The following is a 12,853-nucleotide window of genomic DNA, read 5'->3' as shown; positions in this document are numbered from 1 at the left end:
GTCCTTCCGGGCGGTCAGCCCTGTCCGAACAGGTGGATGCCGAGACGAGCGGCGAGAAATGCCTTGGCGACGAACAACACTCCCGCGACGACCGCCACCAGCACAACCGCGAAGCACAGCGCGGCCGTCGCGGCGGCGGCCCGGCGGCGTCCCGGCGAGACCGCCGCGCCGCCGTCGGCGCTCACGGTCGCGCGCGAGTGGAATCGCACACCGAAGGCGAAGATCGCGGGCAGCCCGGCCCCGAAAATCAACGCCGCCAGCGTGACCTGCCACAACTCCTTCGCGACCAGCGTCACGGTATCCATCACGGCCTCCTTACCGGCGGTTGCGAGGGTGCCGATCCGCGCGTCGATTCGCCGTCCCGCGATACGGGATCACCGTGGGCGGCAGCCTCGCTCGGTGGCGCGGTAGCGCTCGCTGGTCCGGCAGCTCCGGGGGAGGGCAGCTCACCCCACTCGGCGTTGACGTTCGACGCGTGTACCGGCGCCCGGCGCGAGCGTAGCCACATGATCGTCGCCAGCGCGATCAGCACCGCGAACACCACCAGCACACCGGCCAGCCCGCCGATGCCGTGCGCCAGCCCCCAGCAGATCGCGCCCACGACGCCCGCCAGGGGCAGCGTGAGCACCCAGGCCACCACCATGCGGCCCAGCACCTGCCAGCGCACCTCCGCGCCCCGGCCGAGGCCGGTGCCGAGGATCGAGCCGGTCACGGTCTGGGTCGTCGACAGCGGCAGGCCGAAGTGCGCGGAGGTCAGAATGATGGCGGCGCTGGTGGATTCGGCGGCGAGCCCCTGCGGCGGGGTGATGTCGACCAGCCCCTTGCCGAGGGTGCGGATGATGCGCCAGCCCCCGAGCGAGGTACCCGCGGCGATGGCCACCGCACACGACACGATCACCCACAGCGGCAGCGAATCCGACGGCGAGCGCGACCCGTAGGCGATGAGCGCCAGGAAGATGATGCCCATGGTCTTCTGCGCGTCGTTGGTCCCGTGGGCCAGCGACACCAGCGACGCCGAACCGATCTGGCCCCAGCGGAAGCCGCGGTTGACCACCTTCTCGTCGCTGCTGCGGGTGATGCGATAGACCAGCCACGTGGCGATCGCGGCGACCAGCGCGGCGACCACCGGCGCCAGCACCGCGGGCAGCACGATCTTGCTGATCACGCCCTGCTTACCCGCCGACCAGATGACGCCGTTCCAGCCGAGCGCGGCGATGGTCGCGCCGATGAGCCCGCCGAACAGCGCGTGCGAGGAACTCGACGGCAATCCGAGCAGCCAGGTCACCAGATTCCACAGGATGCCGCCGACCAGGCCCGCGAAGACGATCTCCAGCAGGTCGGGGCCGCCGACCTCGTTGAGCCGGACGATGCCCTCCGCCACGGTCGCCGCGACCTCCACGCTGAGGAACGCGCCGATCAGATTCAGGCTGCCCGACAGCAGAACCGCGGTCCGCGGACGAAGCGCGCCGGTGGCGATGGAGGTGGCCATCGCGTTGGCGGTGTCATGGAAACCGTTGGTGAAGTCGAAGGCCAGTGCAGTGACGACGACGATGAGCAGAACCAATAGTTCGGCGGTCACCGCTCCAGTGTGCGTTATCGATCCGTTAACGCTGTGGTCAGGCTGCCGCCACCTTTGACAAGACCGGATGGTATGCCGGGTGCGATGCCGGGAATTCGCTGGTCGGGACCCTCATTCCCGCGGCTTGCGGTTGTCGCTGCGCAGTGGGTGTTCCGCCGGGATCTCCACCACCACGATCGGCACGCCGTCCGGATCGCGCGTCCACATCTCGATCAGTCCCCAGGGTTCCCGCACGGGCGCGCGATCGATGCCGATCCCGCGCAGCGCGAGTTCCGCCGCGGCATCGTCCGCGCTGCGCACCTGCAGCCACAACGCGCCCGCGAAGTCACCGGGCGCGTCCTCGCGCCGGCCGTGCGCGGCCACCTCGATCAGCGACTGCCCCGCGAAGAACACGGTGCCGCCCGGATACTCCCGCGCGATCGCCAGCCCCAGCCCGTCCCGATAGAACGCCAATGTTCGCTCGTAGTTCGCCGGTCGCAAGATGACGCGGCTGCCGAGAATGTCCACGGGTTCGAGGGTAGAGGGCGCCCGCCGCCCTCTCGGCCGTATCGATCTTCCGACCCACCTGTTTCCGGCACGCTTTTGGCCGGAATCTCGCGAGTTCCCGGCCAAAAGCACGCCGGGAAACGAGTGGTGAAGCATGCCGGGAAACGAGTGGTGAAGCGCGCCGGGAAACGAGTGGTGGAAGCATGCCGGGAAACGAGTGGTGAAGCACGCCGGGAAAGGGGTGGTGGTGCGCGCCGGGAAACGAGTGGTGGTGCGCCGGGTGTGCTCAGAAGTACCAGGGGTACGGGGACCAGTCCGGCTTGCGCTTCTCCAGGAAGGCGTCGCGGCCCTCGACGGCCTCGTCGGTCATGTAGCCGAGGCGGGTGGCCTCGCCGGCGAACAGTTGCTGGCCGACCAGGCCGTCGTCGGTGAGGTTGAAGGCGTACTTGAGCATTCGCTGGGCCTGGGGGGACTTGCCGAGGATCTCGGCGGTCCATTCGAGGGCCTCGTCCTCGAGCCGGTCGTGGTCGACGACGGCGTTCACCGCGCCCATATGGTGCATCTGCTCGGCGGTGTAGGGGCGGCCCAGGAAGAAGATCTCGCGGGCGAACTTCTGGCCCACCATCTTCGCCAGGTACGCGCTGCCGTAGCCGGCGTCGAAACTGCCCACATCGGCGTCGGTCTGCTTGAACCGGGCGTGCTCGCGGCTGGCCAGGGTGAGATCGCACACCACGTGCAGGCTGTGCCCGCCCCCGGCCGCCCAGCCGTTCACCAGGGCGATGACCACCTTCGGCATGAACCGGATCAGCCGCTGCACCTCGAGGATGTGCAGCCGTCCCGCGCGGGCCTTGTCGACGGTGTCGGCCGTCTCGCCGTCGGCGTACTGGTAGCCGCTGCGGCCGCGGATGCGCTGGTCGCCGCCGGAGCAGAACGCCCACCCGCCGTCCTTGGGGCTCGGGCCGTTGCCGGTGAGCAGGACCGCGCCGACGTCCGAGGTCATCCGGGCATGGTCGAGCGCGCGATACAACTCGTCGACGGTGTGCGGGCGGAAGGCGTTGCGCACCTCCGGCCGGTCGAACGCCACGCGCACCGTGCCCTGCTCGATGTGCCGGTGGTAGGTGATGTCGGTCAGGTCCTCGAACCCGGCGACCGGCTCCCAAAGTTTCGCATTGAACGTCACGGTGTCATTTTGCAGCGGCTCCGTGTCGGTTGTTACCGCTGGGTTGGGTTGGACAGCGTAAGAACACGGATTACCGTGCAGGTATGAGTGAGCGAGTGGAACCGGTTATCGACCGGAGCGCGATCGATACCGATCGCTACGAGCATCACGGCGGGTTTCCCAAGGTCGTGGAGGCCGAACCGGGCCCCAACTTCGGGGCGTTCGTCGAGGCCATGCGCACGCTACAGGACCTCACGGTCTCGGTGGACTGCACCGACGAGGAGTACGGGCGGGCGCTGGCGCAGGCGCAACAGCTGATCGATCTGCTCGAACCCCACCGCGCGCCCGAATTGCAGGGACCGGCGGGCCGGGTGACCGCACTTCCCGGCCGTGGGAGCCTGCTCATGCCGCCCTGGGAAGTCGTAGCGGCCGGGCCCGGCGGCGTCCGGATGCGCGGACGGTTCCGCCGGTACCACCTCGGCGGCAACAGCGCGGTGCACGGTGGCGTGTTGCCCCTACTCTTCGATGATCTCTTCGGGTCCCTCGTGCACTACGCCGGACGGCCGATCAGCCGCACCGCCTACCTGCATGTGAACTACCGCAAGGTCACTCCGTTGGACACGCCGTTGCTGGTGGAGGGCACTGTCGACCGGACGGACGGGCGCAAGGCATTCGTCAGCGCGCGGCTCACCGACGAATCTGAAACATTGCTGGCCGATTGTGAAGGACTCATGGTGCAGTTGCTGCCGTGGCAGCCATAGCGGGTCGGACCTGTGTGTCACGTTCGTCCGGTGCGTATAGTTGCGTGCGCTCGCTCATCGAAAATCTATCCGGAGGAACCTGAAAGTGGTTGCAGCACTGTCTGAATCCCTGCTCGATGACGCCAAGCGACCGGCCTTCATCGCCGATGCCCAGCAGGTGCTGGAAGCGGAGGTGTCGGACAAGGGCGGCGCATCGGGCCTGGCCGTGAAGGGCGCATACGCGGCGGCGAAGAAGGTCAGCCCGACCATCGTGTCGGACGGGCTGGAGTCGTTCGTGCCGAAGTTCGTCGAGCGGCTCGAGCCGTACTGGGCGGAGTTCCAGGCCTCGGGTAACGGCTCGTTCGCCGATCTGCTCGTCTCCAAGGAGGACGAGGTTGCCGAGGCGCTGCTCGCGGTGACCGACGCCCGGGCCGAGAGCTCCTCGCGCCCTGCCTTGAAGAAGGCGTACTCCGCGGTCCGGTCGTCGGCGAAAAAGCATGTCGCCGAGGCCCTTCCCCGGGTCGGCGACCTGATCCAGCGTCACGCTGGGTAGTTGGCCGCGGCTCCGCCACGGCGGGGTTTGTGGCCTCTTGGTCCCGGTGGTCGGCACCCGATGCTCGCGACTTCGTCGCATGCGCATCGGGCGCCGACCACCGGGACGGCCACAAACGTTGGGGTTGCGTGGGGTTTTCTCGCGCAACCCTTTTCTTTTACGTCTCTCCCGCTGATTTTCCTATGCGCCAATAGCCGGTGAAGGTGATGTCCGCCTTGGGGATTCCGCGGTCGTTGGCCAGGTGTCTGCGCAGGCCGGAGGCCAGTTTCTGTTCGCCTGCGACGAAGGCGTAGACGCCTGCCGCGGGGATCTTCGCCGCGCGGACGGCCTCCAGTGCGGGGCCGCCGATTTCGGTGACGGGGTCGGTGCGGGGGAGCCAATGCACCTGTACGCCTTCGGGTTCGCCCAGGTCCTGGGCGTCGTCGGGGTGGATGATCTCGATGAAGGCCGCGCCGCGCTGATCTCTCGGCATCGATCGCAGCACACCCGCGACGGCGGGGAGCGCGCTCTCGTCGCCTACCAGCAGCGACCATGAAGTATGGTGCGGCGCTTGGTACATGATGCCCTCGTCCAGCAGGCCGACCTCGCTTCCGACGGCCGTGCCGGAGGCCCAGCCGCAGGCGGGCGTGTCGTCGCCGTGCATGGCGAAGTCGACATCCAGTTCGGCCGTATCGCCGAAATCCCCACGGCCGGCGGGGCGGAACTCGCGCACGGTGTAGTTGCGCACGAGCGGACGCTGGTCCTTGCTCATCATCAGATACTGCGCGTACCAGAGGTTGCTGGACGCCGTGGGCAGCCGCAGGCCGTTGCGGCCCGGCAGGAACAGCCGGAACCACTGATCGAATCCCATCGGGACGAATTCGCCCAGCCCGGCCCCGCCCAGGGTGACACGGACGAAATTGGGGCTGACCCGCTTACTCGCGAGAACCTCGGTGGTGAGGATCTGCCGCTCCTCGGGCTTGAGGTATTTGGTGCGCTTGGCCATGTCAGTTAGGTTAGCAAAACCTAACTTTGGTGAACAGGTGTGAGCGGCCCGACTCCCCATGACAGCGCACTGTCTGGGAGGCTGGGCCCTGTGAATCCTTCGACAGCACAGGCCCAGGTCGTCGTCGACGAGCTGGTGCGCGGGGGTGTGCAGGATGTCGTGCTGTGCCCCGGGTCGCGCAACGCGCCGCTGGCCTTCGCGCTGCAGGCCGCCGACGCCGCGGGCAGGCTGCGGTTGCACATGCGCATCGACGAGCGCACCGCGGGATTCCTGGCGCTGGGATTAGCGGTCTCCAGCGGGCGTCCGGTGCCGGTCGTGATGACGTCCGGAACGGCCGTCGCCAATCTCGGACCGGCCGTGCTGGAGGCCAATTACGCCCGGCAGCCGCTGATCGTGCTGAGCGCCAACCGGCCCTACGAGATGCTCGGCAGCGGGGCCAATCAGACCGTCGAGCAGTTCGGCCTGTTCGGCAGCCAGGTGCGCCTCGCCACGAATCTCGGGCTGGCCGAGGTCGAGGAGGGCTACCGCAAGCAGAACAGCGTGTGGCGCGCCGCGGTGGTCCGCGTGCTGGCCGCCGCCCGCGGCACCCGCTCCGGGAATGCCGGACCGGTGCATTTCGATATCCCGCTGCGGGAACCGCTGGTGCCCGACGCGGAACCCGGCGAGATCGCCGCCGACGGGCGTCCCGGGGGAAAGCCCTGGACCGCAACGCAGTACGCGACGCTGGACGTGCCGCTCGACGTCGACCTGACCCCCGACACGGTGGTGATCTCCGGCCACGGCGCGGGGCACCGCCCGGAGCTGGCCGATCTGCCGACGGTCGCCGAGCCCACCGCGCCCATGCACGGCCCGGCGCTGCATCCGATGGCGCTGTCGCTGCTGCGGCCGCGGCAGGCCATCATCACCGGCCGGCCCACCCTGCACCGGCAGGTGTCGAAGGTGCTGGCCGATCCGGACGTCACCGTCTACGCGCTGACCACCGGCCCGCGCTGGCCCGATGTCTCCGGCAATGTGGTCGGCACCGGGACCCGCGCGATCACCACCGGCACGCCGCGCCCGGAGTGGATCGAGCACTGCGCCGAGATGAACGCCAAGGCGTGCCAGGTGGTGCGGGACGAGCTGGCCAAGCATCCCAAGCCGACGGGCCTGCACGTGGCGGCCGTGGTGATGGACGCGCTACACGACGGCGATCAGCTGCTGCTGGGCGCATCGAATCCGGTCCGCGACGCCGCGCTGGTGTCGTATCCGCGGCCGGGCGTGAAGGTGCTGTCCAATCGCGGTGTGGCCGGTATCGACGGCACGGTGTCGACGGCCGTGGGCGCCGCGCTGAGCCATCCGGGCCGGACGGTCGCGCTGATCGGTGACCTCACCTTCCTGCACGACGCCTCCGGCCTGCTGCTCGGCCCCGGCGAACCGCGTCCGGCCGACCTGACCATCGTGGTCGCCAACGACGACGGCGGCGGCATCTTCGAACTGCTGGAACAGGGCGATCCGCAGTACGCCGGGGTCTTCGAGCGGGTGTTCGGCACGCCGCACGGCATGGATCTGGCGGCGTTGTGCGCGGCCTACCGGATTCCGCACCGGCAGGTCGATCCCGCCGAACTCGCGGTCGAGCTGACCGGGCACGCGCACGGTATCCGCGTGCTCGAGGTGGCGACCGAGCGGTCCAGCCTGCGCGAACTGCACGCTACCGTGCGCGCGGGCATCGACGGCTAGTACTCCGGCTCGCTCTCGGCCTCGTAGTCGTCGTCGATCGGCACCGGAATGGCCTGGTCGATGATGTCGGCCTCGGTGGCCTCCCGGTCGGTGCCCACCGGCACGTCGGCCTCGGTGTCGTCGTCTTCGACGTCGGGGTACGCGGGTACGGTCTGCTCGGCGAAATCGGCTTCCGGCACGGTATCGATGGTGCGATCGGTCATCGGTTGCTCCTCTCCGCTAGGGGCCGACTACCCGGCCCGAGGACCGGGACACCTTCGAGAATGCGCCGCCGGAGCCCACCTGGCAACCTGTCCGCGACTCATGTCACCGCGGAAATGTCCTCGGCCGGGTATTCGACCAGCGCCAGCGTCCGCCCGGCCATGAACCGCGCCGTCCGCACCGGACTCCCGCTCCGCGTGACCTCGCTGACCTCCACCACCCCGCGCGCGATCCGGATATCCACCCGCCGCCCCGCCTTGGTGGCCACCACCTCATAGGTCCGCGACCCGTTCCCGGTATCCACCACAATCTCCACCCGATCGCCCTTCATCCCCCAATTCTCCCCGTTACCAGGACTTTTCGCCGCTAACGAGTGGGTTGCGGCCGGCGGGTGTACTTGCAGCCGCAGCGCTCAGCGCGGCGTGATGATGGCCTGTTCGAGCAGGCTCTGGAGCATGCGCTGCTGTCCGGCGTCGAGGCCGGCGAGGGGGGAGTCCTGGGTGAGGAGTTCGAGAAGCCGGTCGCGGAGGGCGTGGCCCGCCGCGGTGAGGACGAGTTGTTTCGCGCGGCGGTCGGTGGGGTGCTCGCGGCGTTCGAGCAGACCTTTCTTCGCGAGGTTGTCGGCGATGAAGGTGGCGTTGGAAGGTTCGCAGCTCATGCGTTCGGCCAGTTCGCGCATGGTCATCGGTCCGGTCAGCTCGCGCAGCGCGGTCGCCTGCGCGGCGGTCAGTCCCAGGGCGATCGCCCGCTCCCGGACGTGGTCCGCGATCTGCTGGGCCAATCCGTTGACCAGGCCGCACAGCTCGCGCTCGGCGACAGCGTGCGGTTCCGGGGAGGTCGTCATGGGCCGATCCTACCGAATCCATCAAGCCAGTATATTTAAAGCTTGAATGTTTCTAGCTTGATGCTTATTATCGTCCTGGTCGCCGGTCGGGAAGGCGACGACCAGGAGAAGGGATCGCGTCATGACACAGGCAGACCTGAGTGGGCGGTTGAATACCGCGCCGGGCATCCGCTCGATTCGGCTGGGCGAGACGAAGGTGTCCTTCGTCCCCGACGGGGCCGTGCAGGGCAGGCCCCTCGAGTGGCTGCCCGCCACCACCCCGGAGACGTGGGCCGACCACCCCGAGTACCTGGATTCCGCAGGCTATCTGGTGGCCGGCATCGGCGGACTACTCGTGGAGCGCGGGGACCGGGCGCTACTGATCGACGCGGGATTCGGCCCACAGTCCGCACCCGCCGAGCCCGGCAGCCCGAACGGCGCAATCTACGGTGGCGCCCTGGTGACCAGCCTCGCCGAACTCGGCCGCACGCCCGCCGAGATCGAGTCCGTCGCCTTCACCCACCTCCACCCCGACCACATCGGCTGGGCCTGGCACCCGGCGCCCGGCGATGACCAACCAGTCTTCACCCACGCGGAATACCTGGTGGCAGAACCGGAATGGTCTCCGCGTGACCTGCTGGAGTCGGGCACCGCGACGCCCGACATCATCGCCGCGCTGGCGCCACGAGTGCGCACGATCGCCGAAGGCCAGGAGATCTTCCCCGGCGTCGAAATCCGAATGATGGACGGCCACACCGGCGGCCACGCGGGATACGTGATCACCGACGGCGACACCCGCCTGATCGCCTTCGGCGACGCCTTCCACTCACCCCTCCAGATAACCCACCCCGAATGGTCCTGCGTCTACGACCACAACCCCCTCCGCGCCACCGAACACCGCCGCCACCTACTCACCGAACTGGAACAACCGGGCACGATCGGCTTCGGCAACCATTTCGCCGACGCCGTCTTCGGCCAGGTCCGCCAAGAACCCGAAGGTCGCACCTGGCACCCCCTCAACCCCTGATCCATCACCCCCCAGTCCCTACCGCCCTGCTCGAATCCGGTGCGATACGACGAGCTTCCACGAGTCGCCGATAGGCCACGGCTTTGCGTGGGCAGTCTTCGCGGCGGCAGGCCAGGTGTTGCTGCATGATGCGGTGTGCCTGCGGCAGGGTGAGTTGGCGTGGCGGTGCGGCATGAGTCCAGACCGTGAGTTCGATGATTTGGTCTGGTGGTTCGCAGTCGTAATCGGTGTCGTCCAGTTCGGTGCGGACCAGTAGTCCGATTACGGCGCAGAAGATTTACGAGGATCGTGACGAGCACTGCGGTGCTCATGCTTGCCTTGTCTGGCAAGGGCAGGTCGTGCGGCGGGCGAAGCTGATTCGTGGTTCGGCGGTTTCGATATCCACCATGTGCATCAGAGTGTGGAGTTGGATTATGTCGAGATGGATTGGCGACGGCGTGATTACCGCGTCGACATCGGCGCTGCGCACCTGATCGACTAGAGGGAGCACTGATGGTTCGGGCCGATACAGGCGGTAGCCGAGCTGTCGGGCAAGAGCGCGGATTCTGGTGTCTTCCAGCTCGGACCACGGATCGATGGCCGGGTCTATCCAGGCGAATGCGGTGGGGTGTGCCCTCATAGCCGTGTCTCCCTGCGTTGGTCTGTGGTCGGGTGCACAGACTTTCGCTCGCTGTAGCGATGGGATGGGGTGCGGAGTGCGCCTCTTCGGCGACGGCCTCGGAATGCGGCTGTCGGGTGGGGTGCAGGTGGTTAGGTCAGTACGGGAGGCCGATGCTGCCTGCGAGGGAGCGGGTGCGGTGGTTGATGAGTGCGCCGCCGTGTTGTACGGCGTCGGCGGTCATCTGCCTGGCCGAGGGGGAGAACTGTACGGAGTCGTGGGAGGTTTGGTAGGCGTACTCGAGCCAATGGAGCATGGCCGGATAGTCGCGGTGTGGGTGGTAGGAGCGGGCGATCTCCACGCCGAGTCGGCCACGCCTTTCCCTGCTGGGGATGGAGTCGGGTTCGATATCCTCGGCACGGGTGCGGGTGTCGGAGGATTTCGACAAATCGGCGGAGATCGAGACGGCGTGTAGGTCGACGTTCGATCGGCCGAACATCGTCCATGGGTGGTGGTAGCCGGTCGCGATGCGTGCGACGACGCCGTTGGCGGTGTCCCAATATCGCCATGCGTCGCCTTCGCGGCCCGCGCGGGCAGCCGTTGTCGCGGCGTGCAATTGGAGCGCTCCGTACATGGCGCGTAGTTCGTCGTCGGCGTCGTCCAGGCGGGGCGCGAGTATGTCCGCCGCCTCATTCACGAGGCCGAGCGCACCCTCGGTGTCGCCCGTCGTGCGCTGCACCATTCCGAGCGTCCACGCCGCGCCCGCCAGCGCCATCGGCGTATCGGCTTCCTGCGCGGCGGCCAGCGCGCGATCGGCGATCGTCCACACCAATTCCGTCTCACTCGCCCACACGACCTCGTGCTGGGCCAAGGCATAGACGTCGGCCAGAACGGCATGGGCTCGACGCCGTTCGTTCCCGTCGGTGAGACGTGCCGCTACGCGGGCGTCTGTGATCAACCGGGGCAGCACACGGCCGACGTCCGTGCGATGTTGTGTGGACTTATGCCACAACTGCCATGCGTTCGATGTCCTCGATACAAGCGCCGCAACATCGATATGGCCGTCAGGTAGCCGCAGGAGGGGGGCGCGAATCGACTCTCGGATCGCCGGTAATGCGTCGTGCGGGATCCGCGCGAAGGACGCTAGTGGCAGTGATGTCGAGCCCCCGAGGTCCAGATCCGTTCCAGCGAGAATCGCGACATCGCCCACGCTCAATGCCTCGGCCAGCTTCACCAGCAGCGGCAGCCGCGGCGGCAATCGAGTACCTCGCTCGATCCCTTTGAGCCAGGACGGCGACATGCCGACGAGCCCGGCCAGCACCGGCCGGCTCAGACCTTTTCGTTCTCGCAGAATCTGGATGCGTTCCCCGGTGCGCATCCCGGCCATGTCATCGAGCATTGCCCATCCGATGCCCTCGAGATCCGATGATGAATCCACCCGCATCGTATCCGGTTCGAAAGACGGTTCGTCGTGCGTTTTCGATGTCGGGCGATGAGTTCGGGGAGTTCGGGGCGTCTCATGTGTGGATGGTGTGTCGTCTCCAGGAGGAGTGAGCCGTGACGGAACCGATGTTCGACTTTGAAGTGGCCGCTGACGGGATGGGAGCGGTGGTGGCGGGGATCGGGGACGATCAGCTCGGTCTGGTGACGCCCGCGGATATTTCGGTGCGGGAGTTGCTGGTGCATGTGGTGGGGTTGACCGAGGCGTTTCGGCAGGCGGCTACCAAAGAGGCTGTGGGGCGGTCGGTGCCGCCGGAGGTGGGGCCCGACGCGGTGCTGGTGAACGATTGGCGTACGCGGATTCCGGCGCAGTTGAAGGCGCTGGTGGAGGCGTGGCGGGAGCCGGGCGTCTGGGAGGGGGATACCGAGGCGGGCGGGGTTGCGATGCCGGCCGTGGAGATGGCCGTGGTCGCCCTCGACGAGATCGTCGTGCACGGGTGGGATCTGGCCCGCGCCACCGGACAGCCGTTCGCACCGGCCGACAAGGATGTGACCGTGCTGATGGGCATGCTGAGCGAGACACCACCGGAAGGCGTCCCCGGACTCTTCGGCCCCCGCGTGGACGTACCCGCCGAGGCGTCGCCGTGGGACCGCGCCCTCGGCCTCGCCGGTCGCGACCCGGCGTGGTTGCCTGCGTAACCGTGCGGCCCGGTCTTGGTTGCCTGCGTAATCGTGCGCCTCCGGTTCGTTCCCGGCATGTTTTTGGCCGGGAACCATGCTGCGGGGACGTTGGATTCCGGCCAAAAGCGTGCCGGAAAATGGGTGAGCGGCGTCGGGATGAATGTGGGCGTGCCGGCTGGCGTGCGCTGGAATTCGGGTGAGCCGGACGCTGTCAGGGGCGGGATACGAAGAGACCAGCCTGGGCGGCAACGATCGCGGCGTCGGCGGCGGTGACGGCGGCGGCGTCGTCGATGGGGTCTCCGCTGGTGAGGAGCCGGTAGTAGAGCGGGGCCGAGACGGCGGAAAGGACTGCGCGGGGGTCGGTTTCGGCCGGAATCTCGCCACGTGCCACCGCCGCCTCGACGCACGGTGACCACTCGGTGAGGCGGATGTCGTAGAAGCGGTGCAGCGCCTCCGCGGCGGCGGCATCGCAGGTCGCGGCGGCGACAAGGGATGCGAACAGCGGGCCCTGACGCTCGTCGGTGAGGGTCTTCACGACCAGGCGGGCATTGGCGAGCAGATCGCCGCGCAGCGATCCGGTATCGGCATGGGGGAGCGAGGTTTCCGCCATCTCCGTCAGCAGATCGGTGACCAGGCCCGCGGGTGTGCGCCAGCGCCGGTAGACCGTCGTCTTACCGACCTCCGCCCGCGCCGCCACCTCCGCCGGATCCAGACCGGCGAAGCCGCGCTCGGCCAGCAGATCCCCCGCGGCGCGTAACACGGCCTCTCGAACCCGGGCCGTGCGGCCGCCGGGGCGCAGCGAGCCCGGCGCGGTGGTGTCGTAGGTCATAACGGGCCTCCAGTTCCATTAGATCCGAGACCAGTG

At 68.2% G+C, this 12,853-nt stretch carries 16 protein-coding genes; 5 read left to right on the top strand and 11 right to left on the bottom strand.

Annotation, left to right across the window (positions count from 1 at the left end; translation table 11 throughout):
- Positions 1-14 precede the first annotated feature (14 nt).
- The 4 genes from ON41_RS28470 to ON41_RS28455 form a co-directional block, all read right to left on the bottom strand.
- Positions 15-305 carry a hypothetical protein gene (locus ON41_RS28470; protein ID WP_040751045.1) on the bottom strand — a complete coding sequence of 97 codons (291 nt, stop codon included), beginning with the start codon at positions 303-305 and terminating at the stop codon, positions 15-17.
- Positions 305-1,579, bottom strand: coding sequence for an inorganic phosphate transporter (locus ON41_RS28465; protein ID WP_083905703.1), 1,275 nt, complete (start codon positions 1,577-1,579; stop codon positions 305-307). Before ON41_RS28465 ends, ON41_RS28470 begins: the two co-directional genes overlap by 1 nt.
- A 111-nt stretch (positions 1,580-1,690) precedes the next feature.
- On the bottom strand, positions 1,691-2,086 hold the full coding sequence (locus ON41_RS28460; RefSeq protein ID WP_040751043.1) for a VOC family protein: 396 nt from the start codon (positions 2,084-2,086) through the stop codon (positions 1,691-1,693).
- Between the two features lie 265 nt (positions 2,087-2,351).
- On the bottom strand, positions 2,352-3,245 hold the full coding sequence (locus ON41_RS28455; protein ID WP_040751042.1) for a 1,4-dihydroxy-2-naphthoyl-CoA synthase: 894 nt from the start codon (positions 3,243-3,245) through the stop codon (positions 2,352-2,354).
- 83 nt (positions 3,246-3,328) lie between these two features.
- Here ON41_RS28455 and ON41_RS28450 point away from each other — a divergent pair, with 83 nt between their 5' ends.
- Positions 3,329-3,985 carry a PaaI family thioesterase gene (locus ON41_RS28450; protein WP_040751040.1) on the top strand — a complete coding sequence of 219 codons (657 nt, stop codon included), beginning with the start codon at positions 3,329-3,331 and terminating at the stop codon, positions 3,983-3,985.
- Positions 3,986-4,070: 85 nt separating this feature from the next.
- Positions 4,071-4,517, top strand: coding sequence for a DUF6918 family protein (locus tag ON41_RS28445; protein ID WP_040751038.1), 447 nt, complete (start codon positions 4,071-4,073; stop codon positions 4,515-4,517).
- Between the two features lie 157 nt (positions 4,518-4,674).
- On the opposite strand, the gene ON41_RS28440 is transcribed toward ON41_RS28445, so the two are convergent.
- Positions 4,675-5,502, bottom strand: a complete 828-nt coding sequence (locus ON41_RS28440) for a siderophore-interacting protein (RefSeq protein WP_040751036.1) — start codon at positions 5,500-5,502, stop codon at positions 4,675-4,677.
- A gap of 90 nt (positions 5,503-5,592) precedes the next feature.
- Between ON41_RS28440 and menD the strand changes: the two genes are divergently transcribed.
- A complete protein-coding gene (gene menD, locus ON41_RS28435) occupies positions 5,593-7,218 on the top strand; it encodes a 2-succinyl-5-enolpyruvyl-6-hydroxy-3-cyclohexene-1-carboxylic-acid synthase (RefSeq protein WP_040751035.1) in 1,626 nt (541 codons plus the stop codon).
- Here menD and ON41_RS28430 read toward each other — a convergent pair.
- The 3 genes from ON41_RS28430 to ON41_RS28420 all read right to left on the bottom strand — a co-directional run bounded on the left by ON41_RS28430 (position 7,215) and on the right by ON41_RS28420 (position 8,263).
- Positions 7,215-7,421: an Rv3202a family protein gene (locus ON41_RS28430; RefSeq protein ID WP_040751033.1), complete on the bottom strand. Its 207-nt coding sequence runs from the start codon at positions 7,419-7,421 to the stop codon at positions 7,215-7,217. The genes menD and ON41_RS28430 overlap by 4 nt on opposite strands.
- 98 nt (positions 7,422-7,519) lie before the next feature.
- On the bottom strand, positions 7,520-7,750 hold the full coding sequence (locus ON41_RS28425; protein ID WP_040751031.1) for a DUF8836 family protein: 231 nt from the start codon (positions 7,748-7,750) through the stop codon (positions 7,520-7,522).
- An 81-nt stretch (positions 7,751-7,831) separates the two neighbouring features.
- On the bottom strand, positions 7,832-8,263 hold the full coding sequence (locus ON41_RS28420; RefSeq protein ID WP_040751029.1) for a MarR family winged helix-turn-helix transcriptional regulator: 432 nt from the start codon (positions 8,261-8,263) through the stop codon (positions 7,832-7,834).
- Between the two features lie 121 nt (positions 8,264-8,384).
- On the opposite strand from ON41_RS28420, the gene ON41_RS28415 reads away from it, so the two are divergent.
- Positions 8,385-9,269: an MBL fold metallo-hydrolase gene (locus tag ON41_RS28415; RefSeq protein ID WP_083905702.1), complete on the top strand. Its 885-nt coding sequence runs from the start codon at positions 8,385-8,387 to the stop codon at positions 9,267-9,269.
- A 307-nt stretch (positions 9,270-9,576) separates the two neighbouring features.
- Here the strand turns inward: ON41_RS28415 and ON41_RS40665 are convergent, their stop codons facing one another.
- Both ON41_RS40665 and ON41_RS28410 read right to left on the bottom strand, forming a co-directional pair.
- Entirely contained in the window at positions 9,577-9,888 is a 312-nt protein-coding gene (locus ON41_RS40665) for a hypothetical protein (RefSeq protein WP_083905701.1), read from the bottom strand.
- A 136-nt stretch (positions 9,889-10,024) separates the two neighbouring features.
- Positions 10,025-11,266 (bottom strand): helix-turn-helix transcriptional regulator, encoded by a 1,242-nt coding sequence (locus tag ON41_RS28410; protein ID WP_040751115.1) that lies wholly within the window; start codon positions 11,264-11,266, stop codon positions 10,025-10,027.
- A gap of 158 nt (positions 11,267-11,424) precedes the next feature.
- Between ON41_RS28410 and ON41_RS28405 the strand changes: the two genes are divergently transcribed.
- The gene (locus ON41_RS28405) at positions 11,425-12,006 is read left to right on the top strand and encodes a TIGR03086 family metal-binding protein (protein WP_373281364.1); all 582 of its coding nucleotides are present in this window, start codon (positions 11,425-11,427) and stop codon (positions 12,004-12,006) included.
- Between the two features lie 193 nt (positions 12,007-12,199).
- On the opposite strand, the gene ON41_RS28400 is transcribed toward ON41_RS28405, so the two are convergent.
- A complete protein-coding gene (locus ON41_RS28400; RefSeq protein ID WP_040751026.1) occupies positions 12,200-12,817 on the bottom strand; it encodes a TetR/AcrR family transcriptional regulator in 618 nt (205 codons plus the stop codon).
- Between the last annotated feature and the right edge of the window lie 36 nt (positions 12,818-12,853).

This window comes from Nocardia transvalensis NBRC 15921 (genome assembly GCF_000308875.1).
Lineage (GTDB): Bacteria > Actinomycetota > Actinomycetes > Mycobacteriales > Mycobacteriaceae > Nocardia > Nocardia transvalensis.
This window is presented reverse-complemented; position numbering and strand designations above follow the sequence as displayed.

Coding starts and splice junctions, on each gene's coding strand:
- ON41_RS28425 (WP_040751031.1), bottom strand. CDS start 7,750: ATGAAGGGCGATCGGGTGGAGATTGTGGTGGATACCGGGAACGGGTCG.
- ON41_RS28470 (WP_040751045.1), bottom strand. CDS start 305: ATGGATACCGTGACGCTGGTCGCGAAGGAGTTGTGGCAGGTCACGCTG.
- ON41_RS28420 (WP_040751029.1), bottom strand. CDS start 8,263: ATGACGACCTCCCCGGAACCGCACGCTGTCGCCGAGCGCGAGCTGTGC.
- ON41_RS40665 (WP_083905701.1), bottom strand. CDS start 9,888: ATGAGGGCACACCCCACCGCATTCGCCTGGATAGACCCGGCCATCGAT.
- ON41_RS28415 (WP_083905702.1), top strand. CDS start 8,385: ATGACACAGGCAGACCTGAGTGGGCGGTTGAATACCGCGCCGGGCATC.
- ON41_RS28440 (WP_040751036.1), bottom strand. CDS start 5,502: ATGGCCAAGCGCACCAAATACCTCAAGCCCGAGGAGCGGCAGATCCTC.
- ON41_RS28410 (WP_040751115.1), bottom strand. CDS start 11,266: ATGCTCGATGACATGGCCGGGATGCGCACCGGGGAACGCATCCAGATT.
- ON41_RS28400 (WP_040751026.1), bottom strand. CDS start 12,817: ATGACCTACGACACCACCGCGCCGGGCTCGCTGCGCCCCGGCGGCCGC.
- ON41_RS28430 (WP_040751033.1), bottom strand. CDS start 7,421: ATGACCGATCGCACCATCGATACCGTGCCGGAAGCCGATTTCGCCGAG.
- ON41_RS28450 (WP_040751040.1), top strand. CDS start 3,329: ATGAGTGAGCGAGTGGAACCGGTTATCGACCGGAGCGCGATCGATACC.